The organism is Lichenibacterium dinghuense (assembly GCF_021730615.1).
GTDB lineage: Bacteria > Pseudomonadota > Alphaproteobacteria > Rhizobiales > Beijerinckiaceae > Lichenihabitans > Lichenihabitans dinghuensis.
In genome coordinates this window covers 5574674-5598669 of the sequence record NZ_JAJLMN010000001.1, presented here as the reverse complement: position 1 = coordinate 5598669, position 23996 = coordinate 5574674, and the positions used below count along the sequence as shown (strand labels likewise).

Sequence of the window (23996 nt, the reverse complement as noted above, 5' to 3'; positions counted from 1 at the left end):
GTCAGGCTGCTCCCTTCAGGCCCGGCGTCACGTGCCGGAGGTGGGCGTCGATCGCCAGGGCGGCGCGCTTGCCGTCCTCGACGGCGCTGACCGTGAGGTCCGAGCCGCCCGCCACGCAGTCGCCGCCGGCCCACACGCCCGGCAGCGTCGTGCGGCGCTCGGCGTCGACCCGGATGCGGCCGCCGTCGAAGGCGAGGACCTCCGGCCCCGGCGCGCCCGCGTAGGTCTGGCCGATGGCGAGCAGCACGAGGTCGGCCGGCAGCGCCACCCGCTCGGGCTCGCCGAGCCCGTCGGGGCCGCGGTGGTCGAACAGCGCGGCCGACACGCGGCCGTCGCGGGCCTCGAAGCCGGCCGGGTTCATCCAGGGCCGGATCACCACGCCCTCGGTCTTGGCGAGGTCGCGCTCCCAGCCTGAGGCTTTCATGTCCGCGACGCCGCGCCGGTACGCGATCGTCACTTCCTCGGCGCCCAGCCGGCGCGACTGCACGGCCGCGTCGACCGCCGTCATGCCGCCGCCGATCACCACGACGCGGCGGCCGACGGGCACCGCCGCCTTGTCGGCCGCCTGGCGCAGCCCCTCGATGAAGCCGAGCGCGTCCACGACGTTGCTCTGCGCGTCCGCGCCCGCCAGGGCGTTGGCGCCGCCGAGCCCGAGGCCGAGGAACACGGCGTCGTGTTCCGCCCGCAGCCCGTCGAGCGTGACGTCGGCGCCGAGCCGCACGCCGGGCTCGAGCCGGATGCCGCCGACCCCGAGGATGAAGTCGAGCTCCGCCTGCGCGAAGCCGCCGGCCGCCTTGTAGGCGGCGATGCCGTATTCGTTGAGGCCGCCCCCCTTGGGCCGAGCGTCGTAGACCGTGACCGCGTGGCCGAGGGTCGCCAAGCGGTGCGCGGCCGCGAGCCCCGCCGGACCGGCGCCGACCACCGCGACGCTGCGCCCCGAGGCCGGGGCGCGCCCGAAGGGATGCGTGCCGGAAGCGGCCGAGGCCGCCATCATGGCGTCGGTGGCGTGGCGCTGCAGCAGGCCGATGCGGACAGGCTTGCCCTCGGCGTGCTCGCGCACGCAAGCCTCCTCGCAGAGCTGCTCGGTTGGGCAGACGCGGGCGCACATGCCGCCCATGATGTTGGCCGACAGGATCGTCTCGGCGGCGCCGAGCGGGTTGCCCTTGGCGATCTGCCGGATGAACAGCGGCACGTCGATGCCGGTGGGGCAGCTCTGCACGCAGGGCGCGTCGTAGCAGAAGTAGCAGCGCTCGGCCTCGACCAGGGCCTCGTGCCGCGTCAGCGGCGGCGACAGGTCGCCGAAGTTGCGGGCGTAGTCCTCGGCCGTGAGCCGCCCGCCCGTCACGCCGTCGGTGGTGATCGACGCCATCCTGCCCCCTCGCGGTACGATCTGACCGTTTGGTCAAGTGTCGATCCGGCCTGGAGGCCTTGTCAAGGCGAAGAGATCGGCAGCACAAGGCGCGGGAACAGGCAGACTCCAGGACCCCACGCATGCCCGACATCATCGCGCTCGGCGAACCCATGGTGGAGCTGAACCGGCACAAGGGCTCGAAGCACTACGTCGCGAGCTGCGGCGGCGACGTGTCCAACGCCCTCGTGGCGGCCGCGCGCTCGGGCGCCTCGACGGGCATCGCCACGGCGGTGGGCGACGACGCCTTCGGCCGCACGCTATTGGAGATGTGGGCGCGCGAGGGCGTGGACGCCTCGACCGTCCGCGTCGACCCCGAGGCGCCGACCGGCATCTACTTCGTGACCCACACCGATGCGGGGCACGACTTCTCGTATCGGCGTGCGGGATCGGCGGCGAGCCTCTACGGGCCGGGCGACCTGCCGCGCGACGCGATCCGCTTGGCGAAGGTGCTGCACGTGTCCGGCATCAGCCAGGCGATCTCGACCCGCGCCGCCGACGCGGTGTTCGAGGCCATGGCGGTCGCGCGCGAGGCCGGCGTGCTCCTGTCCTACGACACCAACATCCGCGTGAAGCTGTGGCCGGTGGCCCGCGCCCGCGCGGTGATCCACGAGGCGATGACCAACATCGACATAGCCCTGCCCGGCCTCGACGACGCGCGCCTGCTCGTCGGCGTGGACGATCCGGACGCCATCGCGGACCGCTATCTGTCCTTCGGCGCGCGGATCGTGGCGCTGAAGCTGGGAAGCGCCGGCTGCCTCATCGCCACGGCCGAGCAGCGCCTGCGCGTTCCGCCGCACCGCGTCGACGCGGTCGACGCGACGGGCGCCGGCGACACGTTCGACGGGGCTTACCTCGCCGAATACCTCCTCACGGGCGACCCGTTCCGTGCGGGGCTCTACGCCAACGCGGCCGCGGCCCTGGCGACCTTGGGCTACGGCGCCGTGGATCCCATGCCGCACCGCGGCGCGGTGGTCGCGGCACTGGCGGCGGCGTAACCGCCCGCGGTGTGGCGCCGTAACCGGCCCGGAGCGCCGTCGTGCCGCCGCGATCCGGCGCCAGTTTCCGGTGCGATACCACGAGGGATCCCATGCGCCGTCCGAACCTCAAGCCGCCCGTCGCTGCCGCGGCCCTGGCCGCCCTGCTCTGCGGCGGCGCCGCCCTGATGGCGCGCGCCGCCGAGCCCGACGTGCGCCTGCCCGCGGCGAAGGTCGACCTCCCCGCCGCGTCCGGGCCCCGCAGCGTGGTGCTGGCCGGCGGCTGCTTCTGGGGTCTCCAGGGCATGTTCGAGCACGTCAAGGGCGTGACCCGCGTTGTGTCGGGCTACGCGGGCGGGGACGCCGCGACGGCGCACTATCGCATGGTTGGCACCGGCTCGACCGGCCACGCCGAATCCGTGAAGATCGACTACGATCCCGCGGTCGTGTCCTACGGGCAGCTCCTGCAGGTCTTCTTCTCGACCGCCCACGATCCCACGCAGGTGGGCGGCCAGGGGCCGGACTCGGGGGCGCAGTACCGGTCGACGATCTTCGTCGCGAACGACGCCGAGCGCCGCGTCGCCGCGGACTACATCGCCCAGCTCGGCGCGAGCGGGCTGCTGCACGGCGCCATCACCACGACGCTGGAGCCGCTGCACGGATTCTACCCCGCCGAGGACTACCACCAGGATTACCTGATCCATCACCCGGACAGCCTGTACATCGTGGTGAACGACGCCCCGAAGATCCGGGCGCTGCACCGCGTCTATCCGGAGCTGTACCGCGACCAGCCCGTCAGGATCGCGGCCGAGTAGGACCGCGCGCGCGACGGAAGCGGGCCGACGCTTCCGCACCCGCCGGGGCGGTTCCCGAGCGCTCCCCGCCCCGCTATGCAGGGCGCGGGATCGTTTCAGGCGAGGAGCCACCGCATGCGCATCGACGGCCGCGCGTTCCGCACCATCTGGCTCGCCGCCGACGGCGCATCGGTCGAGGTCATCGACCAGCGCGCCCTGCCCCATCGCTTCGCGGTCCGGACGCTGCGCACGAGCGGCGAGGCCGCCGAGGCCATCTCGGACATGACGGTGCGCGGCGCTCCGCTGATCGGTGCCGCCGGGGCCTACGGCTTGGCGCTGGCCATGGGTGCCGACCCGTCCGACGCGGCGCTGTCGGCCGCCTACGACCGGCTGCTCGTGGCGCGGCCGACAGCGGTGAACCTGCGCTGGGGGCTCGACCGGATGCGGGAGCGGCTGACGCCGTTGAAGCCCGGCGAGCGCCGGGCCGCTGCCTACGCCGAGGCGGCCCGCGTCGCCGACGAGGACGCCGACACCTGCGCGCGGCTGGGGGAGCACGGCGCAGCCCTGATCGCCGACGCGTGGGAGCGGACGGGGCGGTCGCGCCCCGTGAACGTGCTCACGCATTGCAACGCCGGCTGGCTCGCCACCGTCGACTGGGGCACCGCACTGGCGCCGATCTACAAGGCGCACCGCGCGGGCGTGCCGGTCCACGTCTGGGTCGACGAGACGCGGCCGCGCAATCAGGGCGCCAGCCTCACGGCCTTTGAGCTGCTCGGCGAGGGCGTGCCCCACACCGTGGTGGTCGACAACGCCGGCGGCCATCTGATGCAGCACGGCCGCGTGGACCTGTGCATCGTCGGGACCGACCGGACGACGCGCACGGGCGACGTGTGCAACAAGGTCGGCACCTACCTGAAAGCGCTGGCGGCGCACGACAATGCCGTGCCGTTCTACGTCGCCCTGCCCTCCTCGACGGTGGACTGGCGCGTCAGCGACGGGGTTCGCGAGATCCCGATCGAGGAGCGGTCGGGCGACGAGGTGGCCTTCATGTCGGGCGAGACGGCGGCGGGCGCGATCGAGACCGTGCGGGTCGTGCCGAAGGGCAGCGCGGTCAGCAACTACGCCTTCGACGTGACGCCCGCGCGGCTCGTCACCGGGCTCATCACCGAGCGTGGCGTCTGCGCGGCATCGGAGGCCGGGCTGCTGTCGCTGTTCCCGGGCGAGGAGAGCGGCAAGGCGGCCTGATCCGGGTTCCGAGCGGCCCGCCCCTGCTCTGTGAGGGTTTGCGGCGCGGTCCCGCGGCTCCCTTCAGGTCACTGGCCCGGACTGAGCTGAAGGGCGACGGTTCCTCATACCGCGGTCACCCCACCATCAGCGTCGCGATCCCGAACCCGTCCGTCCCGCATCGGAGCGGCGACAGGCGCAGGCCCGGCCCGTGCGGCGACGCGAAGGCGGCGAGGTCGGGCAGGCCGGCCTCGCGCGCCACGTGGGCGGCGTCGAGCGGCAGCAGGTTCGGGTGCGCGGCGAGCAGCTTCGCCAGCCGGTCCTCATTCTCCTCGCGCAGCACCGAGCAGGTCGCGTAGACGAGGCGCCCGCCCGGCTTCACGCAGGACACGGCCGTGGCGAGGATCTCGTCCTGCGCCTTGATCCGCTCCTCCAGCGCGCCGGGGCGAAGCCGCCACTTGGCATCCGGATTGCGGCGCCACGTGCCCGTGCCGGTGCAGGGCGCGTCGACGAAGACGACGTCGAAGCGGCCCTGGAGGTCGTCGAGCGCCGTCTGACGGCCCTTCGGCGCCCGCACCTGGACGTTGCGCACCCCGGCGCGGGCCAGCCGGTCGTAGATCGGCATCAGCCGCCGCCCGTCGAGGTCGGTCGCGAAGACCTGGCCCTTGTTCTCCATCATGGAGGCGAGCGCGAGCGTCTTGCCGCCGCTGCCCGCGCAGAGGTCGAGCACCTGCATGCCCGGCTTGGCGCCGCTGAGCAGCGCCGCGACCTGGCTGCCCTCGTCTTGCACCTCGACGAAGCCCTTCACGTAGGCGGGTTCGGCGGCGAGCGCCGGCGCGCGGCCGTCCTCGCCCACCGCGATGCGCAGGCCGTCGCGCGCGTGGACGGTCGGCTCCGGGCGGAGGTGGGCGAGCGAGCGCATCGCCTTGTCGCGATCGACCTTGAGGCGGTTGACCCGGAGGTCGACCGGCGCGCGCCGCGCCAGAGCGCGCCCCTCTGCGACGACGTCGGCGCCGAAGGCCGCCGCGAAGCTCGGCGCCAGCCATTCCGGATAGTCTCCGCGCACGTGGTCGGGCGCGCCCTCCAGCGTGCCGTCGGCGTAGCGACCGCGCTCCTCGTCGGTGAGCGGCGCGGGCGCGTAGCCCTCGCCCGTGCACAACGCCGCGACCGCGTCGAGCGGCATCGCCCGCAGCTCGCGCAGCGCGCCGAGCAGGATGCCGCGGGCCGAGGCGGCGCCCATGACATGCGCCGCCGAGTTCCGGACCCGCAGCGAATCATAGACGAGGCTGCCGATGGCGGCGCGGTCCTTCGAGCCGGCGTAGCGGTGCGCGGTCCCCCAGTCCTTCAGAGCGTCTGCGGCGGGGCGCCGTTGCATTTCGATCACATCGAGGATCTCAATGGCGGCGGAAAGGCGGGCACCGGGGTTCATACAGATTCTGCCACAATTGAGCCGGGAATGGGAACAAAACCGGGCAGCGCCGTTCAGCGAACGCGCCCATGAATTGCGTAACAAGGATCACCGGAATGACCCGTATCGTCCGCCAGGCGGCCCTCGCCGCCCTGGCCCTGTCGCTGGCGGCCTGCGCCACCACCCCGCCGCCGCCGCCCCCGGTGCTGCCCGCGCCCCCGAAGATGCGCCCCGACGCCAAGACCACCCTCGAAAACCACATGTGATTCGAGGCGGCGCCCGGCGGACCGGGCGCCATCGGAGGTCTCGAAGGGCGGCCCCGGCCGCCCTTTTTCGCGTGGGTCAGACCCCACCGGGGTAGTTTGGGCTCTCGCGCGTGATGGCGACGTCGTGGACGTGGCTCTCGCGCAGGCCCGCGTTGGTGATGCGGACGAACTGCGCGCGCTCCTGGAACTCGGCGATCGAGGCCGCGCCCGTGTAGCCCATGGCGGCCCGCAACCCGCCGGTGAGCTGGTGCAGGATGGCGCCGACGGGGCCGCGGTAGGGCACCTGCCCCTCAATGCCCTCCGGGACGAGCTTCAGCTCGTTGCGCACCTCGGCCTGGAAGTAGCGGTCCGCCGAGCCGCGCGCCATGGCGCCGACCGAGCCCATGCCGCGGTAGGATTTGAACGAGCGGCCCTGGTACAGGTAGACCTCGCCGGGGCTCTCGTCCGTGCCGGCGAAGAGCGAGCCGATCATCACGCTGTCGGCCCCGGCCGCCACCGCCTTGGCGACGTCGCCCGAGAACTTGATGCCGCCGTCGGCGATCACCGGCACGTCCTGGTCGCGCGCGGCCTCGGCCGCGTCGAGGATGGCGGTGAGCTGGGGCACGCCGACGCCCGCCACGATCCGCGTGGTGCAGATCGAGCCCGGCCCGATGCCGATCTTCACCGCGTCGGCGCCGGCGTCGATCATCGCCTTGGCGCCCTCGGCCGTCGCCACGTTGCCCGCGATGATCGACACCTTGTTGGACACGCGCTTCAGCTCGCCGATCTGGTCGAGCACGAGCTGCGAGTGGCCGTGGGCGGTGTCCACCACCACGCAATCGACGCCGGCCTCGATCAGCAGGGTCGAGCGGGCGAAGCCCTTGGCGCCGACGCTGGAGGCGGCGGCCACGCGCAGGCGCCCCTCCGGGTCCTTGCAGGCGAGCGGGTGCAGCGTCGCCTTCTCCATGTCCTTGACGGTGAGGAGGCCGACGCAGCGGTCATCGTCGTCCACGACGACGAGCTTCTCGATGCGGTGCTGGTGGAGCAGGCGGCGCGCCTCGTCGGGGCGCACGCCTTCCCGCACCGTGATCACCTTCTTGGTCATGAAGTCGGTGACGGGCTGCGACGGGTCGTCGGCGAAGCGCACGTCGCGGTTGGTCACGATGCCGACGATGCGGGCCGGCAGGCCGGCCGGTCCGGGCTCGACCACCGGGATGCCCGAGATGTTGTGGCGCCGCATCAGCTGCAGCGCCTGGGCCAGCGTGGCGTCCGGGTTGATGGTGATCGGGTCCACCACCATGCCGCTCTCGTAGCGCTTCACCCGGCGCACCTCCTCGGCCTGAGCCTCGGGCTCGAGGTTGCGGTGGATCACGCCGATGCCGCCGGCCTGCGCCATGGCGATGGCGAGCCGCGCTTCCGTCACCGTGTCCATGGCGGAGGAGATCAGCGGGATGTTGAGGTCGATGCTCCGCGTCAGCCGCGTCCGCACGTCGACCTGGCCGGGCATCACCAGCGAATGGGCCGGCTTCAGCAGCACGTCGTCGAACGTGAGGGCCTCGGTGAAGGTCGGGCGAGCGATGGTCATGGCCAACTCCGGGCGGGGCGTCGACGGCGCCGGGCGGCCGGTGCGACGAAAAGAGCGGCGCCGGTGGGGCGCCGCTCGGGTTGGCAGTGGCGACTAGCACGCCGATGCGACGGGGGGAAGACGGGAGGACGCGCCGTCCCGGGCCGCTCACGCCGCGTAAAGGAGCGCCAGCGGGTTCTTGGTCACGCCCTTCGGGCCGTTCGGGCCGGACGGCAGGCCGGCCGAGACGACGTTCGCGATGAGGGCGATCGCCGCCTGAGCGCTCGACGCGGCCGGCAGGGTCGATGCGGGGCCCGTCCCCCGTCCCGCGACCGAAGCCGGGCCCTTCGACGGAGCGGCAGACCCGTTGGAGCCGGCCTGCGCCGTCGGAGAGACGCTCGTGGGGGCTGCCGGGGCGGGGTTCGCCGCGCGCAGCTGATCGGCGACGGAGGACAGGATCAAGCCGGTGTTCCCGTTGCCGCGCGGCTGGCCGAGCGCGTCAGCGATCTTGTCGATCATCGCCGAAAACTGGGAGTTGTTGCCCGTCAGGGGCGACAGCGCCTTCAGGATGGAGGCGACCGTGGCGTCGGTGCTCGACGGCGATGCCGCCGCGGCGGTGTTGGGCTGTGCGGCGCTCGCCGCCGTCGCGGCGGCCGGGGGTGCCGAGGCGGGCGCGCTCGCCGATGCTCCGGCATTGGCGGAGGGCGTGGCCGGAGCGACCGGGGCGGCCGGAGCCGCAGGAGCCGCCGTAGGCGTCGGAGCGGGCGGAGCCTTCGCCGCGGCCGCCTCGCTCGCCATCGAGGCCTGGGCGGCACCCAGCGCGTCCTTGCCCATCTGCGCCACGAAGGACGTCACGGCCGAGGACGAGGCGTAGGCGCCGTAGCCCATGGCCTTCAGCGTGTTGCCGACGTCGCCCGTGAGGGCTGTGTTGATCGCCGTGGCGACGTCGCCGCCCGCGGTCAGGGCCGCACCGACGTCCTTCGTCATCTGGGCGACGAGGCCGGTCATCGCGGAGGACGAGGCGAGGCCGCCGGCGCCCGCGCCCTTCAGCGCCGCCGCGACGCTGCCCGTCAGCGACGTGGACACCGCCGACAGGGTGGCGGCGCTCGGAGCGGTGGTGGTGGGCGCCGCGGCCTGGCCGTAACCGGCCGACTGGGCGGCGGACAGGACGTCCGACGACAGGGTCTTGACGAAGTCTGCGACCTGGCTCGAACCGGCGGCGGCGCCCATGCCGAACTGGGTCAGCGCGCTCCCGACGTCGGAGGTGAGCGCCTTCGACACGCTGGCGAGGGCGCTCTGGCTGCCCGACGACTGCAGCGCGCTCACGGCGTCGGCGCTGAACTTGGCCACCATGTCGCTCCCGCCCTGCGAGGACGCGAAGGCGCCGAGGCCGGCAGAGGTCAGAGCTTTCGTGAGGTCCGTCCTCACCGCGCCGGTGACGGCGGCGCTCAGGGCGGCGGAGGAGGCATTCGGCAGCGAAGAGGTGAGGGCGGTCATGACAGATCTCCTGTACGCATTCGACTATCGTTTGAGGGACTTGAGCACAAGTAAACGTTTCAAAAGACAGCTCACGATGGTCAAGAGCAAGTATAGTAGATTTGCTCGGAGTTTTGTAATGGACGATTCAGCATGCGGGCGGGCCGTCGATGGCGCGGCAGCCGTGGGACGCGCGGAGGTCGGCCCCCGAAAAGCCTCATCGCCGCCGTAAGGACGGGGCCGTCCCGCCCCGGAGGTCCCGCCCCACCTTGCCCCGCCACATGCTGGTGCCACTCGTCGTGGCCTGCGCCTTGTTCATGGAGAACATGGACTCCACGGTGATCGCGACCTCGCTGCCCGCGATCGCAGCCGACCTCCACCAGGACCCGATCACCCTCAAGCTGGCGATGACGTCCTACCTGATCAGCCTGGCCGTCTTCATCCCGGCGAGCGGCTGGGCGGCGGACCGGTTCGGGGCGCGGCCCGTGTTCCGCGGCGCCATCGTGGTCTTCGTGCTCGGCTCGATCCTGTGCGGCCTGTCGGGCTCGCTGTCCGCTTTCGTCGCCTCGCGCGTCGTGCAGGGCCTGGGCGGCGCCATGATGGTGCCGGTCGGCCGCCTCGTGCTGCTGCGCTCCGTGCCGCGCGAGGAGCTCGTCACGGCGCTGGCCTACCTCACGGTCCCGGCCCTGCTCGGGCCGATCCTCGGGCCGCCGCTCGGCGGATTCATCACGACCTACTTCGACTGGCGCTGGATCTTCTGGATCAACGTGCCCATCGGCGTGCTCGGCGTCACGCTGGCGACGCTGTTCATCGCCGACATCCGCGAGGCCGACGTCTGGCCGCTCGACCTGCGGGGGTTCCTGCTGTCGGGGGCCGGCCTGTCGTCGCTGAGCTTCGGCCTCACCGTCGTCGGCCGCGGCGTCGTGCCGGCGCCCGCCACGGCGGCGCTGATCGCGGGCGGGCTCGCCCTGGTGGCGGCCTACGTGGTCCACGCGCGGCGCGCCGCGCACCCGATCCTCGACCTCGCCCTGTTCCGCATCCCGACCTTCCGGGCCAGCGTCGGCGGCGGCTTCGTGTTCCGGCTCGGCATCGGCGCCCTGCCCTTCCTGCTGCCCCTGATGTTGCAGATCGGCTTCGGGCTGAACCCGTTCCAGTCCGGCACGCTGACCTTCGCGGCCGCGGCCGGCGCCATGCTGATGAAGACCACCGCGAAGCCGATCCTGCGCTGGCTCGGCTTCCGCACCGTGCTGGTGTGGAACGCCGCGCTGTCGAGCCTGTTCATGGTGGCCTACGGCTTCTTCCGGCCCACCACGCCCGAGGTGCTGCTGTGGGTGGCGCTGCTCGCGGGCGGCTTCTTCCGCTCGCTGATGTTCACCTCGATCAACGCCATCGCCTACGCCGACATCGCCGCGCCCGAGATGAGCCGGGCCACCAGCTTCGCTTCCGTCGCGCAGCAGCTGTCGCTGTCGACCGGCGTCGCCGCCGGCGCGGGCTTCATCGAGCTGTCGCAGTGGTGGCACGTCGACGCGACGCTGACGACCCGCGACTTCGCCTTCGCGTTCTACGCCGTGGCGCTCGTGTCGGCTTCGGCGAGCCTCGTCTTCGCGCGGCTGCCGGCCGACGCCGGCGACCTCCTGCGGGGCGCCCGCAGGCGCGACGCCGCCGCGGCCGTGTCGCCGACCGGCGGCCTCGGCGATCAGCCCGGGGCGCTGGCCGCGTCGGTGCCGGGCGAGGCGCCGCGGAATCCCGTCGCCAACACGTAGAGCTCCGACGAGTCGGCGCGGCTGGCCTTGGGCTTCACGTGCTTCACCACGGCGAAGTCGCGCTTGAGCTGGGCCAGCAGCTCGGCGCTGGTGCCGCCCTGCAGCACCTTGGCAAGGAAGAAGCCGCGCGGCGCGAGGATGGTCTGCGCGAACGCGTAGGCCAGTTCCACCAGCACCATGATGCGGAGCTGGTCCGTCTTCTTGTGGCCGGTCGCGTTGGACGCCATGTCGGACATCACCCCGTCGACCCGTCCGCCCATCATGGCCGTGATGCGCTCCGGCGCGTCCTCGTCGTTGAAATCCATCACGGCGAAGTCGACGCCCGCGACGGGCTCCATCTCGAGCAGGTCGATGCCGACGACCTTGCCCTGGCCGCCGCCCGCCCCGATGCGCTGAGAGGCGACCTGCGACCAGCCGCCGGGCGCGGCGCCGAGGTCGACGATGCGCTGGCCGGGCCGGAGCAGCGCGAACTGGTCGTCCATCTCGATCAGCTTGAAGGCCGCGCGCGAGCGGTATCCTTCCGACTTGGCGCGGGCCACGTAGGGGTCGTTGAGCTGCCGCCCGAGCCACAGCGCCGACGACATGGACCTCTTGTTGGCCGACTTGACCCGCGTCTTGAGCGATCGCCCGCCTTCGCGGCCGGACGACGGCTTGTTCGTGGTCATGGCGCATGCCTCCTCGCGGACTCGGTCCCGCGTCCTACAGGGTGGGCGTGCCCCCGCATAGGCGAATCGGCCGCCCCGCCCGGTCAGCTCACCCGGACGGGCCGACCGGACCAGACTCCGTCCCGGCTCATCATCTGGATGAGGATGCCCTCGCGCAGCCCGCGGTCGGCGATGCGGAGCCGCTCGCACGGGAAGGTGCGGCGCAGCGCCTCCAGGATGGCGCAGCCGCCGATCACGAGGTCGGCGCGGTCCGGCCCGATGCACCCGTTCGCCACCCGCGCCGCGAACGGCATGGCGCGCACGCGCCGGATGGCGTCGTCGAGGTCGCCGCGGCTCATCCACAGTCCGTCGACCCGGCGCCGGTCGTAGCGGGGCAGGTCCAGGAACACGCCCGCCACTGTGGTCACGGTGCCGGAGGTGCCGAGCAGGTGGAAGCGGTGACAACGCTGCGCCGAGCGGACCTCGGCGGCGAAGGGCCGGAGCGCCGCCTCGACGTGGCGCACCATCTTGCCGAAGCAATCCGCCGACACCTCGACGCCGCCGAACCGGTCCGCCATCGACACCACGCCGAGCGGCAGGGACGTCCAGGCCCGGATGCGGTCGCGGACCGGGCGGTCCCCGCCGGGCGAGCGGTCGCGGTCGAGCCACACGATCTCGGAGGAGCCGCCGCCGATGTCGAACAGCACCACGCCTTCCGCGGCCTCGTCGGCCAGCGCTGCGCAGCCCTCGGCTGCCAGCGCCGCCTCGGTGCCGCGGTCGACGACCTCGACGTCGAGCCCGACGTGGTCGCGCACGCAGGCGATGAAGGCGGGGCCGTTCGCCGCGGCGCGGCAGGCTTCGGTGGCGATCAGCCGCGACCGCCCGACGCCGCGCGCCGCGATCTTGTCGCGGCACACCGCCAGGGCGGCGAGCGTGCGCTCGATCGCGGCGTCCCCGAGCCGCCCGGTGACGGACAGGCCCTCGCCGAGCCGCACGATGCGGGAAAAGCTGTCGACGATCTGCAGCCCGTCGGCCGACGGGCGCGCCACGAGCAGGCGGCAGTTGTTGGTGCCGAGGTCGAGCGCCGCGTAGAGCCCGCCGCGTCGTGCCTCGTGGGGCTCCGTCGCCCGGGTCGGGCTGGGGGCCCTGTGTTCCAACGCGTCCTCCTCGCGCGGGGCAGTGGCGCCGGGCCGCGCCGCCCGACCCTGCCCCGTCATGGCCGGAGCTTAGCGGAAGCCGAGCCGCGCCAGCAAGCGCCGGCGTCGTGCCGCCCACCGGCGTCGCCGGGCCTCACGGCGCCGCGGGACGGCCGCCGGGCACGGGTCCCCGCCGCTGGGCAGCCTCGCGGCGCCGCCGGCGGTTGCGCTTGGCCCAGATGTTGAGGACTTCGACGCCGCCCGAGAACACCATGGCGAAATACAGGTAGCCGCGCGGCACGTCGAAGCCGGTCCCTTCCGCGACGAGCGACAGGCCGATCAGCACGAGGAAGCACAGGGCCAGCACCTTGCTGGTGGGGTGCTGGCGGATGAAGCCCGCCACGGCGTTCGCGGCCAGGAACATGATCGCGATCGAGATCATGATCGCCGCCACCATCACGACGAGGTCGCGCGCGATGCCGATGGCGGTCAGGATCGAGTCGAAGGAGAAGACGAGGTCCATGGCGGCGATGTTGAGGATCACCAGCGGCATCGCGCGCGGCTTCGGCAGCTCATCGCCCTCCTCCGCGTCGCCGTCGTCGATCTCGCCGTGGATCTCCAAGGTCGCCTGGACGATCAGGAACAGCCCGGCCGCGAGCAGCACCATGTCGCGGTATGAGAACTCGTGGTCGAACAGAGTGAGAACCGGCCGCGTCAGCGCGATGAGCCAGGTCAGCCCCGCGAGGCTCGCGATCCGGAACAGGAAGGCCAGTCCGAGGCCGAAGGCCCGCGCGAAACGGGCGCGCGCCGGCGGCAGCTTCGCGCCGATCAGTGACACGAAGATCACGTTGTCGATGCCGAGGACGATCTCCATGGCGGTGAGCGTGCCGAGGGCCAGCCAGCCCTCCGGCGTGAAGGCCCAGCCGAAGTCGAGCGTCATGGCGCGTCGCTCCGCCGCGAGGCCGCGGTTGCCGGCGCGGCTGCGCGCCCTCTATGCAGCGGCACACAAGCGGAGCACCCGTCCATGAGCGCATCGTCCACCATCGCCGAGACGGCCGAGGTCGCCATGGTCGGCGCGGGTGCCGTGGGCCTCTCGCTCGGCATCGCTCTGGCGCGGTCTGGTGTCACGGTGGTCCTCGTGGGTCCGATCGATGCGCGGCCGACCGGCCGGACGGTGGCGCTGCTGGAAGGCTCCGTCCAGTTCCTGGCACGCCTCGGGGTGTGGGAGCAATTGCGGCTGCACGCGGAGCCGCTGCGGGTCATGCGGCTCGTCGACGACACCGGCTCGCTGTTCCGCGGTCCGCCGCTCGACTTCGACGCGCGCGAGATCGGCCGAGACTGCTTCGGCTTCAACATTCAGAACCACCTGCTCGTCGAGGCGCTGGCCGAGGCAGCCCGCGCGGTGCCCGGCCTCACCCTGCGCGCCGGACGTCTGGACGCCTTCGCGTTCGGCCCTGACCGCGTGGTGGCGACGGGGCCGGAGGGGCTGTCCGTGTCGGGCGCGGTTCTGGTCGCGACCGACGGGCGCCGGTCCGCGGCCCGCAAGGCGGCCGGCATCGGCGCCCGCGAGGTGCCCTACCCGCAGGACGCCATCACGACGACGCTGCACCACGACCGCCCGCACCGCAACGTGTCGACCGAGTTCCACACCCGCGCCGGCCCCTTCACGCTGGTCCCCCTGCCCGGCACCGCGGAGGCCCCGCACCGGTCGAGCCTCGTGTGGGGTATGGCGCCGGACGACGCTGAACGCCGCGCCGCCTACGCGCCCGAGCGCCTCGCCCGGGACGTCGAGCGGCAGAGCCGCATGCTGCTGGGGCGCGTGCGCGTCGCCGGCGCGGTCGGGCGGTTCCCGATCGGCAGCCTCACGGCCGACCGGCTCGTCGGCCCGCGCCTCGCCCTGGCGGGCGAGGCCGCCCACGCCATGGCGCCGATCGGCGCCCAGGGGCTGAACCTCAGCCTGCGCGACGCCGCGGCCCTCGCCGAGGTGCTGTCGGATGCGAAGCGCGGGCACGAGGACCTCGGCAGCCCGGCGGTGCTCGACCGCTACGCCCGCACGCGGCACGGCGACATCGCGGCGCGCAGCTTCGGCGTCGACTGGCTCAACCGCTCGATCCTCGACGACCGGCTGACCACCGACCTGCTCCGCGGCGCCGGCCTGCTGGCGATGGGCAGCATCGGCCCGCTGCGCCGCTTCGCCATGCGCCAGGGCCTGATGCCCGGCGCCGAGGCGCGGCCGGGTTGACGGCGGGGAAGGCCATCGTCCATGGGACCCACTCCCGTCCCCTGCCCCATCCCGGACCTCGATGCGATTTGACCGGCGTTCCGTCCGCTACCGCCTGGAACACCGCCTGTTCCTGCTGGCGGGGCGGCTGTTCCGGGCGCTCGGGCTCGAGCGCGCCTCCGCCGCCTCGGGCGCGATCTGGCGCGTCGCGGCGCCGCGGTCCAAGCGCCACCGGCGCGCGCTGAACCACCTCGCCCTGGCGCTGCCCGACATGGACGCGGCCCGGCGCGAATCGGTCGTCCGGGCCATGTGGGAGAACCTGGGGCGCACCTTCGCCGAAGCCTTCTTCCTGTCCGAGATCGCCGGCAGCCCGCGGGTCACATTCGAGAACCAGGAGGCCTTCGACGAGTGGCGCGCCTGGCCCGGCGGCAAGGTCGCCTGCGCGGCCCACCTCGCCAACTGGGAGCTGACCATCGCGCCCGCGACGCTGAGCGGGCTCCAGCCGTGGAGCATCTACAAGCGGCTGCGCAACCCGCTCGTCGACGACGACGTCCACGCGCTGCGGCGCGGCCTCTACACCGGCGGCCTCGTGCCCAAGGAGGCCGGCGTGCCGCGGCAGTTCCTGCGCGTGATCCGCGACGGCGGCACCGTGGGGCTGCTGACCGACCTGCGGGACGGCGCCGGCGCCCTCGTGCCCTTCTTCGGCCGCCCGGCCCACACCACCACGTTCCCGGCGCTGCTGGCGCTGAGCGCAGGCTCGCCGATCCTGGTGAGCTGCATGCGGCGGGTGGGGGGCGTGCGCTTCGTCCAGAGCTACGCGCTGGTGCGCATGCCGGACAGCGGCGACCGCAAGGCCGACCTCCTCACCGTGACGGCCGAGGTGCAGGCGGTGTTCGAGGGCTTCATCCGGCGCTGGCCGGAGCAGTGGATGTGGGCGCACAAGCGCTGGGGCTGAGCCCCGACAGCACGGGACATCAAGGGATGCGGATCGCCACCTGGAACGTGAACTCGGTCCGCCAACGGCTGCCTCACCTCCTCGACTATCTCGGCAAGGCGCAGCCCGACGCGCTCTGCCTGCAGGAGCTGAAATGCGTTGACGACGCGTTCCCGCGCGCCGAGGTCGAGGCGGCGGGCTACCGCTGCGCCGTGCACGGGCAGAAGGGCTTCAACGGCGTCGCCATCCTGAGCAAGGGGGAGCCGGCCGAGGTGCGGACCGGCCTGCCCGGCGACGACGCGGACGTGCAGTCGCGCTACATCGAGGCCGTGCTGCCGAGCGCGGACGGCCCCGTGCGGGTCGTCAGCATCTACCTTCCCAACGGCAACCCGCCCGACACGGACAAGTACCCCTACAAGCTCGGCTTCATGGATCGGCTGATCCGCCGCGCCGCGGAGCTGATCGAGGCCGAGGAGTGTTTCGTGCTGGCGGGCGACTACAACGTCATCCCCGAGCCGCGCGACGCCTTCGACGCCTCGGCCTGGGTGAATGACGCGCTGTTCCTGCCCGACACGCGCCGGCGATTCCGCGCGCTGCTCAACCTCGGCCTGACCGAGGCGGTGCGGGCCACGACCGACGCGGCGGGCGTCTACAGCTTCTGGGACTACCAGGCCGGGGCCTGGCAGAAGGACCGCGGCATCCGCATCGACCATCTCCTGCTGTCGCCCCGCGCGGCCGACCGGCTCCGCTCGACCGCGATCGACAAGCACGTCCGCGCGGCCGACAAGCCGTCCGACCACGTGCCCGTGCGGATCGACCTCGGCTGACGGGACGGCCGGGTCAGGCGCCGGACCGGCGCACCCGCGTCGCGCGCTCGACGAGGTCCGCGGCCCGATCGACGCCGCCGGCCGCGGCGATCTCGTCGCGCAGCGCCTCGGCTCGCGCGCGGTAGCCGGGGCGCTCCAGCACGGTCGACAGGGCCGCGGCGAGGCTCGCGGCCGTGAGGCGCCGCAGCGGCACGACGACGCCGGCGCCGCAGCGCTCGACCCGCGCCGCGATGGCGCCCTGCTCGAAGGCCAGCGGCACGACGACGAGCGGCACGCCGGCCGCGAGCGCGTCGAGCACCGTGTTGAGGCCCCCGTGCGTCACGACCGCGGAGGACGCCCGCATCACCGCGCGCTGCGGCACGAAACTCTCGACCCTGGGCCGGCCCGGCAGCCCGGCCGCCGCGGCGGCGTCGAGCCGGCCGCCGTGGGCGATCGTCAGCGGAAGCCCGAGCCGGTGGCAGGCCGAGGCCACGGCCTCGAACACCGGCCGCCGCGCGCCCTGCAGCGTCCCGAGCGAGCAGAACACGTCGGGCCGCCCCGGCTCTGCGTCCCAGATGCGCGGCTCGGGCAGGCGCAGAGGGCCGCACAGGCGCAGCGCCGGCGGGGGCGCCCGGCGCGGGAAATCGAAGCCGGCCACGCACTGGCTGATCTCCAGCGTCGGCGACAGGCAGTCTTCCAGCGTCTCGATGCCGCGCAGGTTCCAGCCGCGGGCGCGACGGCCGATCACCTCCAGGAGGGGCCGCATCATCCAATCGGCGACGCGGTGGCCGCCGAGGTTGCGCTGCACGCCCCAGGGCGAATCGTCGTAGCGCCAGCCCACGAAGGCCGGGGGCACGGCCGGCTCGCGGTCGATCAGCAGCGCGTTGGCGACCGACACCAGCGGCACGCCGAGGTGGCGCGCCACGAGGCCGCCGGCGGGCTCCGTCTGGTCGGCCACCACCGCGCCGGCGTGGATGCGCCGCATCACGCCCGGCACCTCGTGACACAGCATGTCGGTCGTGTCCGCCATGTCGCGGATGACGCCGCCGATGCCGAACAGGCCGGTCGTGCCGGACAGCCGCGCCGTCATGCGGGCGAGGCGCCCCGGCGGGTGGCTGCGCGCGCCGACCGGGGCGAAGCCGATGCCGGGCCGCACCACCTTGGGCCCGACGTCCGCCTGCGCCACGAAGGTCGCGCTGTGGCCGCGGTCGACCAGGGTGCGCGCCAGGGCCAGCATCGGGTTGAGGTGGCCGGCGTAGGGCGGCGTGATGATGGCGAAGTGGGTCAAGGCCGCGTGTCGTGCGCTCGGTGTCCGGTCCGGACGCCCATGCGCCGACTGATACTCCGCTCAGTCTATCGCGGTTCGGACGGGCCCGCCACGCCGGGCGGCCGCGGCGCGGGCCGCTGGACACGCGGCCGGAGCGGCCCTAGCCTTGCAACTCACGCGGGAGATTCGCCATGTCGCCACGCTTCGCCTTGTCCGCCGCCGTCCTCGCCCTGATCTCCGCCGGCCCGGCCGGCGCGGTCGAGTTCCACCACAGCGAGGGCCCGTTCGTGATGACGCACCACTGCACCTGCCGCTTCGACGGACAGGACGTGGAACTCGGCGAGCGCCGCTGCCTCAGGACCGCCGACGGGCCCCGGGCCGCCGTCTGCGTGATGGAGCAGAACGTGACATCCTGGCGCGCGAGCCCGGAGGGCTGCCCGCAGGCCTCGCTGGCGCGGCCGCGGGGTTGACGCCGCCCCGCTCCGCCGGTCAGTGCAGGATCTGCCCGAGGAACAGCCGCGTGCGCTCGTGCTGCGGGTTCGAGAAGAACGCCTCCGGCGTGTTCATCTCGACGATCTGTCCGGCGTCCATGAACACGACGCGGTCCGCGACCTGGCGGGCGAATCCCATCTCGTGCGTCACGCAGAGCATGGTCATGCCCTCGTTGGCGAGAGACACCATGGTGTCGAGCACCTCCTTGACCATCTCGGGGTCGAGCGCCGAGGTCGGCTCGTCGAACAGCATGATCTTGGGGTTCATGCAGAGCGAGCGCGCGATGGCGACGCGCTGCTGCTGCCCGCCCGACAGCTGGCCCGGATATTTGTTGGCCTGATCGGGGATGCGGACGCGCGTGAGATACTTCATCGCGATCTCCTCCGCGTCCTTCTTGGGCATCTTGCGGACCCAGATCGGGGCGAGGGTGCAGTTCTCCAGGATCGTCAGGTGCGGGAACAGGTTGAAGTGCTGGAAGCACATGCCGACCTCGCGCCGCACCTCGTCGATGCGGCGCAGGTCGTTGGTCAGCTCCGTGCCGTTGACGACGATCTTGCCCTTCTGGTGCTCCTCCAGGCGGTTGATGCATCGGATCATCGTCGACTTGCCGGACCCCGACGGGCCGCAGATGACGATCTTCTCGCCGCGGCGGACGTGCAGGTTCACGTCCCGCAGCACGTGGAACGAGCCGTACCACTTGTGCACGCCGACGAGGTCGACCGCGTAGTCGCCGTCGTAGCGGGCCGAGGGGCTCTGGGGCAGTGCGCTCATGGTCATCGTCCCGTCGTGAGGCTCAGTGCCGGCGGCCGGCGCGCAGGCGGCGCTCGACGCCCTGCGAGTAGCGCGACATGCTGAAGCAGAAGATCCAGTAGAAGGCGGCGGCGGTGATCAGGCCCGTCGCCGAGGTGGTGGGCGAGGTCCAGTTCGGGTCGTTGAAGCCCGATTCGACCGTGCGCAGGAAGTCGAAGATGCCCACGATGGCGACCAGCGACGTGTCCTTGAACAGGCTGATGAAGTTCGACACGATGCCGGGGATCACCAGCGCCAGGGCCTGCGGCAGGATGATGAGCCGCATGGTCTTCCAGTAGCTGAGGCCCACCGAGGCGGCGCCCTCGAACTGGCCCTTGGGCATGGCCTGCAGGCCGCCGCGCACCACCTCGGCCATGTATGCGGCGGCGAAGAGCGCGGTGCCGACCAAGGGGCGCAGCAGGCGGTCCGGCGTCCAGCCCTCGGGCAGGAACAGCGGCAGCATGAAGTTGGCCATGAACAGCACGACGATGAAGGGCACGCCGCGCACGATCTCGATGAAGCCCGTGCAGACCGCGTTCACGATCGGCAGGGGCGAGCGGCGGCCGAGCGCCAGCAGCACGCCGAGCGGCAGCGAGAAGACGATGCCGACCAGCGACAGGAGCAGCGTGACGGTGACGCCGCCCCACAGGTCCGTCGTGACGACCGGCAGGCCCAGCGTTTCGGCGCCGTGCAGCAGAACGAAGGACAGGATCGGATAGGCGACGAAGAACAGCAGCGCGGCGACGTTGCGCTTGGGGGCGCCCTGCCACAGCAGCCAGCCGAGCAGGACGGCGCCGACGATCTCGACGGTGTTGACGCGCCAGTGCTGCGTCTCGGGATAGGGGCCGTACCAGAAGAACTCGGCCTTGGCCCAGATGAAGGGCCAGCAGGCGCCGCTCTGGTTGGCGCGGCACACGTCCGCGTTGGCGCCCTGCCAGTTCGCGTCGACGAACAGGAAGCGCACCAGGCCGGGGATGACCCAGGCCAGGAAGGCGACCGCGGCGACGGTCAGCACCGTGGAAGTGACGCCCGAGAACAGGTTTTTGCGCGCCCAGGCGACGGGACCCTGCGCCAGGGCGGGCGGCGGCTCCGCCGGGGCCGGCGCGGCCCGGAGGTAGGCGGGATCGCCGCTGTAGGTGGCGTCGGTCAAGGCCTCACCTTTCCACCAGCGCGACGCGCTTGTTGTAGACGTTCATGGCGCTCGACAGGGCGAGCGAGATGGCGAGGTATATGGCGCCGGTGAGCGCCATGCACTGGATGGCGGCGCCGGTCTGGTTCAACACGGTGCCGGCGAAGACCTGCACGAGGTCGGGGTAGCCGATGAACACCGCGAGCGAGGAGTTCTTGATCAGGTTCAGGTACTGGTTGGTGAGCGGGGGCACGATCACCCGCATGGCCTGCGGGATGACCACGAGCCGCATGGTGATGTTCGGCCGGATGCCGAGCGCGGCCGCCGCCTCGTGCTGGCCGCGCCCCACCGCCATGATGCCGGCGCGCACGATCTCCGAGATGAAGGCGCCGGTGTAGACCGACAGGCCGAGCAGCAGCGCAGCGAATTCAGGGAAGATCTGGCTGCCGCCGGCGAAGTTGAAGCCCTTGAGCACCGGCAGCGTGAAGCCGATCGGCATGCCGAGCGCGAGATGGGCGAGGATGGGCAGTCCGAGGATCAGGGCGAGCGAGACCCAGAGCACCGGGAGCTGGCGGCCCGTCGAGGCCTGGCGCGCGCGGGCGTATCGGCCGAAGGCGAAGGCCAGGACCAGACCGAGCAGGAAGGCCCAACCGACCAGCGAGGCGCCGTCGTGCAGCACGGGGCTCGGCACGATGATGCCGCGCGTGTTCAGGTAGACGACGCCGAGCACCGAGATCGACTGCCGCGGCGCCGGCAGCGACTTCAGCACCACCTGATACCAGAAGAAGAGCTGGAGCAGCAGCGGAATGTTGCGGAACAACTCGACGTAGACGGTGGCGAGCTTGCTGACGATCCAGTTCGGCGACAGGCGCAACACGGCGACCACGAAGCCGATCGCCGTGGCGAGGACGACGCCGAAGGCGCCGACCAGCAGGGTGTTGTAGAGGCCGACCCAGAACGCCTGACCGTAGGTCGACAGCGCCGAATACGGCACCAGCGTCTGGTTGATGTCGAACCCGGAAACCTGATTCCAGAAGCCGAAGTTCAGCGGGATGCCGAGCCGCGCCATGTTGGCGACGGCGTAGTTCGACGCCGTCCACACCAGCGCGACCAGGATCACCAGCAGGATCGACTGGTAGGCGTAGCCGCGCAGCTTCGGGTCGTAGAGGCTGAATCCCGCCTTGGGAGGGCCCTCGCCCGCCGCCTGCACCGTCATCTCGGATCAGCCTCTCGCTTCGCGGTCGCGTTGACGCAGCCCCGGCCTGGCCCTGCAATCGTCGCGCCAGGCCGGGCAGGTCTTCAGCGGATCGGCATGCCGTACTGGATGCCGCCCTTGTTCCACAGCGCGTTGATGCCGCGCTTGATCTTGAGCGGCGAGCCTTCGCCGACGTTGCGGTCGAAGACCTCGCCGTAGTTCCCGACCTGCTTGATGATGTTGTAGGCCCAGTCGTTCGACAGGCCGAAGCCCTTGCCCTGCTCGCCCTCGACGCCGAGCAGGCGGCGGATGTTGGGATCGGCCGACTTCTTCATGTCGTCGACGTTCTTGGACGTCACGCCGAGCTCCTCGGCGTCCAGCATGGCGTAGAACGTGTAGGCCATCACGTCGTACCACTGGTCGTCGCCCTGGCGGACCGAGGGGGCGAGCGGCTCCTTGGAGATGATCTCGGGCAGGACGACGTTGTCGTTCGGGTTCGCGAGGCGCAGGCGCTCGGCGTAGAGGCCCGAAGCGTCCGTCGTGAAGGCGTCGCAGCGGCCGGTGTCGTAGGCCTTGAGCGCCTCGTCCTCGCTCTGGAAGGCGACCGATTCGTACTTCATGTTGTTGGAGCGGAAGAAGTCGGCGAGGTTCAGCTCGGTGGTGGTGCCCTGCTGCACGCAGACCGAGGCGCCGTTGAGGTCCTTGGCCGAGTTCACGCCGAGCTTGGTCTTCACCATGAAACCCTGGCCGTCATAGTAGTCGGGCGGGCCGAAGATGAGGCCGAGCGTGGACGCGCGCGACGAGGTCGCGGTGGTGTTGCGCGACAGCACGTCGACCTCGCCCGACTGCAGGGCCGTGAAGCGGTTCTTGGCGTCGAGCGGGACGAACTTCACCTTCTTGCTGTCGCCGAGCACCGCGGCCGCGATGGCCCGGCACACGTCGACGTCGAGGCCCGTCCACTGGCCCTTGTCGTCCGGGATGCCGAAGCCGGCGAGGCTGGTGTTGGCGCCGCAGGTGAGCTGGCCCTTGCCCTTCACCGTGTCGAGCGTGCCGGCGGAGGCCGCGGCGGCCCCGCAGGCCAGGGCGGCGGAGGCCAGCAGGCCAGTCAGAATCGTGCTGCGCAGTTTCATCTCTTCCCCGATTCGCCGGTTGCGGGCATGATGAGGCGAGGCGCCCCGGCCCGGAAATGCTTGGTCCTTGGGCATCTCACAACGCTTTGCCGAGGGCGGTCAAGGCTGGTCCAACATTTCCATTGTTGAAGCGCGCCGGTTGCCGCCTGGGCGGCCATCGTGATCGCGCCGTCGGCAAGAACAAGAGAAACGATGAGCAAACTTTCCGCAGAAACCCGGGCCGGCCTGCGCTCGCGGAGCCGCCTCGTCCACGTCGGCCGGCATCCCGGCGACCAGCACGGGTTCGTCAACACCCCGATCTACCGCGGCTCCACGGTGCTGGCCGACACGATCGACGACTACCAGGGCGCGAAGAACCGCTACACCTACGGGACGCACGGCACGCCCACGACCGACGCGCTGATCGACGCCTGGAACGACCTTTCGGGCGCGGCCGGCACGGTGCTGACGCCGTCGGGCCTCGCCGCCATCACCGTGGCGCTGCTGTCGGTGCTCGGCGCCGGCGACCACCTCCTGGTGACGGACTCCGCCTACTTCCCGACGCGCCGCTTCTGCGACGGCACGCTGAAGCGCTTCGGGGTCGAGACGACCTACTACGACCCCAAGGTCGGCGCCGGCATCGCCGACCTGTTCCGGCCCAACACGCGCGCCGTCCTGGTCGAGGCGCCGGGCTCGCAGAGCTTTGAGATGCAGGACGTTCCCGCCATCGCGGCGGAATGCCGGCCCCGCGACATCGCGGTGGTGATGGACAACACCTGGGCGACGCCGCTCCTCTTCCCGCCGCACGAGCGCGGCGTCGACATCGCGATCGAGGCCGGCACCAAATACCTGTCCGGCCATTCCGACCTGCTGCTCGGGCTCACCAGCGCCAACGCGCGCCATTTTCCGGCGCTGAAGCGCTGCTTCATCGAATTCGCCATGTGCGCCGGGCCCGAGGACGTGTTCCTGGGGCTGCGGGGGCTGCGCACCATGGAGCTCAGGCTGCGCGAGGCGGAACGGCAGGGGCTCGCCATGGCGCGCTGGCTGGAGGCGCGGCCCGAGGTCCTGCGCGTGCTCCACCCCGCCCTGCCCGACGATCCGGGCCACGCGATCTGGCGCCGCGACTTCGCGGGCTCGTCAGGCCTCTTCTCCATCGTGCTGAAGCCGTGTTCCCGCGCCGCCGTCGCCGCCATGGTGGACGGGCTGGAGCTGTTCGGCATCGGGGCGTCCTGGGGCGGCTACGAGAGCCTCGTCATCCCCTTCGACTGCACGCCCTACCGCACCGCGACGCGCTGGAACCCCGGCGGCCCGACGCTGCGCTTCTCGATTGGCCTCGAGGACGTCGAGGACCTCAAGGGGGACCTCGACCGCGGCTTTGCGCGGCTGCGCGCGGCCTCCTGAGCTTCGAGGGGTCG

At 72.1% G+C, this 23996-nt stretch carries 22 protein-coding genes; 10 read left to right on the top strand and 12 right to left on the bottom strand.

Annotated features, from left to right (window positions below):
* Nucleotide 1: 1 nt before the first annotated feature.
* Nucleotides 2-1369 (bottom strand): NAD(P)-dependent oxidoreductase, encoded by a 1368-nt coding sequence (locus tag L7N97_RS26915; protein WP_237481597.1) that lies wholly within the window; start codon nt 1367-1369, stop codon nt 2-4.
* A 122-nt stretch (nt 1370-1491) separates the two neighbouring features.
* Here L7N97_RS26915 and L7N97_RS26910 point away from each other — a divergent pair, with 122 nt between their 5' ends.
* From L7N97_RS26910 to mtnA, 3 genes are all read left to right on the top strand, one after another.
* Nucleotides 1492-2406: a sugar kinase gene (locus L7N97_RS26910; protein ID WP_237481595.1), complete on the top strand. Its 915-nt coding sequence runs from the start codon at nt 1492-1494 to the stop codon at nt 2404-2406.
* Between the two features lie 92 nt (nt 2407-2498).
* Nucleotides 2499-3200 carry a peptide-methionine (S)-S-oxide reductase MsrA gene (msrA, locus tag L7N97_RS26905; protein WP_237481593.1) on the top strand — a complete coding sequence of 234 codons (702 nt, stop codon included), beginning with the start codon at nt 2499-2501 and terminating at the stop codon, nt 3198-3200.
* Between the two features lie 114 nt (nt 3201-3314).
* Nucleotides 3315-4424 carry an S-methyl-5-thioribose-1-phosphate isomerase gene (gene mtnA, locus L7N97_RS26900; RefSeq protein WP_237481592.1) on the top strand — a complete coding sequence of 370 codons (1110 nt, stop codon included), beginning with the start codon at nt 3315-3317 and terminating at the stop codon, nt 4422-4424.
* Between the two features lie 115 nt (nt 4425-4539).
* Here mtnA and L7N97_RS26895 read toward each other — a convergent pair whose 3' ends face one another.
* Complete coding sequence (locus L7N97_RS26895; protein WP_237481590.1) at nt 4540-5832, bottom strand: RsmB/NOP family class I SAM-dependent RNA methyltransferase; 1293 nt, start codon at nt 5830-5832, stop codon at nt 4540-4542.
* 95 nt (nt 5833-5927) lie between these two features.
* On the opposite strand from L7N97_RS26895, the gene L7N97_RS26890 reads away from it, so the two are divergent.
* Entirely contained in the window at nt 5928-6077 is a 150-nt protein-coding gene (locus tag L7N97_RS26890) for a hypothetical protein (protein WP_237481589.1), read from the top strand.
* 76 nt (nt 6078-6153) lie between these two features.
* On the opposite strand, the gene guaB is transcribed toward L7N97_RS26890, so the two are convergent.
* Together guaB and L7N97_RS26880 are read right to left on the bottom strand one after the other, a co-directional pair.
* On the bottom strand, nt 6154-7641 hold the full coding sequence (gene guaB, locus L7N97_RS26885; RefSeq protein ID WP_237481587.1) for an IMP dehydrogenase: 1488 nt from the start codon (nt 7639-7641) through the stop codon (nt 6154-6156).
* Between the two features lie 147 nt (nt 7642-7788).
* Nucleotides 7789-9117, bottom strand: coding sequence for a hypothetical protein (locus tag L7N97_RS26880; RefSeq protein ID WP_237481585.1), 1329 nt, complete (start codon nt 9115-9117; stop codon nt 7789-7791).
* A gap of 248 nt (nt 9118-9365) precedes the next feature.
* On the opposite strand from L7N97_RS26880, the gene L7N97_RS26875 reads away from it, so the two are divergent.
* A complete protein-coding gene (locus L7N97_RS26875) occupies nt 9366-10859 on the top strand; it encodes an MFS transporter (RefSeq protein ID WP_428981032.1) in 1494 nt (497 codons plus the stop codon).
* Here L7N97_RS26875 and L7N97_RS26870 read toward each other — a convergent pair.
* The 3 genes from L7N97_RS26870 to L7N97_RS26860 all read right to left on the bottom strand — a co-directional run bounded on the left by L7N97_RS26870 (nt 10793) and on the right by L7N97_RS26860 (nt 13579).
* Nucleotides 10793-11524: an RlmE family RNA methyltransferase gene (locus L7N97_RS26870; RefSeq protein WP_237481583.1), complete on the bottom strand. Its 732-nt coding sequence runs from the start codon at nt 11522-11524 to the stop codon at nt 10793-10795. The two genes, L7N97_RS26875 and L7N97_RS26870, sit on opposite strands and share 67 nt — an antisense overlap.
* Before the next feature lie 83 nt (nt 11525-11607).
* Nucleotides 11608-12660: a Ppx/GppA phosphatase family protein gene (locus tag L7N97_RS26865; protein WP_237481581.1), complete on the bottom strand. Its 1053-nt coding sequence runs from the start codon at nt 12658-12660 to the stop codon at nt 11608-11610.
* 133 nt (nt 12661-12793) lie between these two features.
* Nucleotides 12794-13579 carry a TerC family protein gene (locus tag L7N97_RS26860; protein ID WP_237481580.1) on the bottom strand — a complete coding sequence of 262 codons (786 nt, stop codon included), beginning with the start codon at nt 13577-13579 and terminating at the stop codon, nt 12794-12796.
* An 84-nt stretch (nt 13580-13663) separates the two neighbouring features.
* On the opposite strand from L7N97_RS26860, the gene L7N97_RS26855 reads away from it, so the two are divergent.
* The 3 genes from L7N97_RS26855 to xth all read left to right on the top strand — a co-directional run bounded on the left by L7N97_RS26855 (nt 13664) and on the right by xth (nt 16621).
* Complete coding sequence (locus tag L7N97_RS26855) at nt 13664-14881, top strand: FAD-dependent monooxygenase (RefSeq protein ID WP_237481578.1); 1218 nt, start codon at nt 13664-13666, stop codon at nt 14879-14881.
* A 61-nt stretch (nt 14882-14942) separates the two neighbouring features.
* Entirely contained in the window at nt 14943-15815 is an 873-nt protein-coding gene (locus tag L7N97_RS26850; protein WP_237481576.1) for a lysophospholipid acyltransferase family protein, read from the top strand.
* 26 nt (nt 15816-15841) lie between these two features.
* Nucleotides 15842-16621, top strand: coding sequence for an exodeoxyribonuclease III (xth, locus tag L7N97_RS26845; protein WP_237481574.1), 780 nt, complete (start codon nt 15842-15844; stop codon nt 16619-16621).
* A 13-nt stretch (nt 16622-16634) separates the two neighbouring features.
* Here the strand turns inward: xth and L7N97_RS26840 are convergent, their stop codons facing one another.
* On the bottom strand, nt 16635-17888 hold the full coding sequence (locus tag L7N97_RS26840) for a glycosyltransferase (protein ID WP_237481573.1): 1254 nt from the start codon (nt 17886-17888) through the stop codon (nt 16635-16637).
* Nucleotides 17889-18058: 170 nt separating this feature from the next.
* Between L7N97_RS26840 and L7N97_RS26835 the strand changes: the two genes are divergently transcribed.
* Nucleotides 18059-18337 (top strand): hypothetical protein, encoded by a 279-nt coding sequence (locus L7N97_RS26835; protein WP_237481571.1) that lies wholly within the window; start codon nt 18059-18061, stop codon nt 18335-18337.
* A 19-nt stretch (nt 18338-18356) separates the two neighbouring features.
* On the opposite strand, the gene L7N97_RS26830 is transcribed toward L7N97_RS26835, so the two are convergent.
* From L7N97_RS26830 to L7N97_RS26815, 4 genes are all read right to left on the bottom strand, one after another.
* Nucleotides 18357-19130: an amino acid ABC transporter ATP-binding protein gene (locus tag L7N97_RS26830; RefSeq protein WP_237481569.1), complete on the bottom strand. Its 774-nt coding sequence runs from the start codon at nt 19128-19130 to the stop codon at nt 18357-18359.
* 22 nt (nt 19131-19152) lie between these two features.
* Complete coding sequence (locus tag L7N97_RS26825) at nt 19153-20298, bottom strand: amino acid ABC transporter permease (protein ID WP_237481568.1); 1146 nt, start codon at nt 20296-20298, stop codon at nt 19153-19155.
* A gap of 4 nt (nt 20299-20302) precedes the next feature.
* Nucleotides 20303-21493, bottom strand: a complete 1191-nt coding sequence (locus L7N97_RS26820; protein ID WP_237481566.1) for an amino acid ABC transporter permease — start codon at nt 21491-21493, stop codon at nt 20303-20305.
* 83 nt (nt 21494-21576) lie between these two features.
* Nucleotides 21577-22602 carry an amino acid ABC transporter substrate-binding protein gene (locus L7N97_RS26815; RefSeq protein ID WP_237481564.1) on the bottom strand — a complete coding sequence of 342 codons (1026 nt, stop codon included), beginning with the start codon at nt 22600-22602 and terminating at the stop codon, nt 21577-21579.
* A gap of 192 nt (nt 22603-22794) precedes the next feature.
* On the opposite strand from L7N97_RS26815, the gene metC reads away from it, so the two are divergent.
* The gene (gene metC, locus L7N97_RS26810; RefSeq protein WP_237481563.1) at nt 22795-23982 is read left to right on the top strand and encodes a cystathionine beta-lyase; all 1188 of its coding nucleotides are present in this window, start codon (nt 22795-22797) and stop codon (nt 23980-23982) included.
* Nucleotides 23983-23996 lie beyond the last annotated feature (14 nt).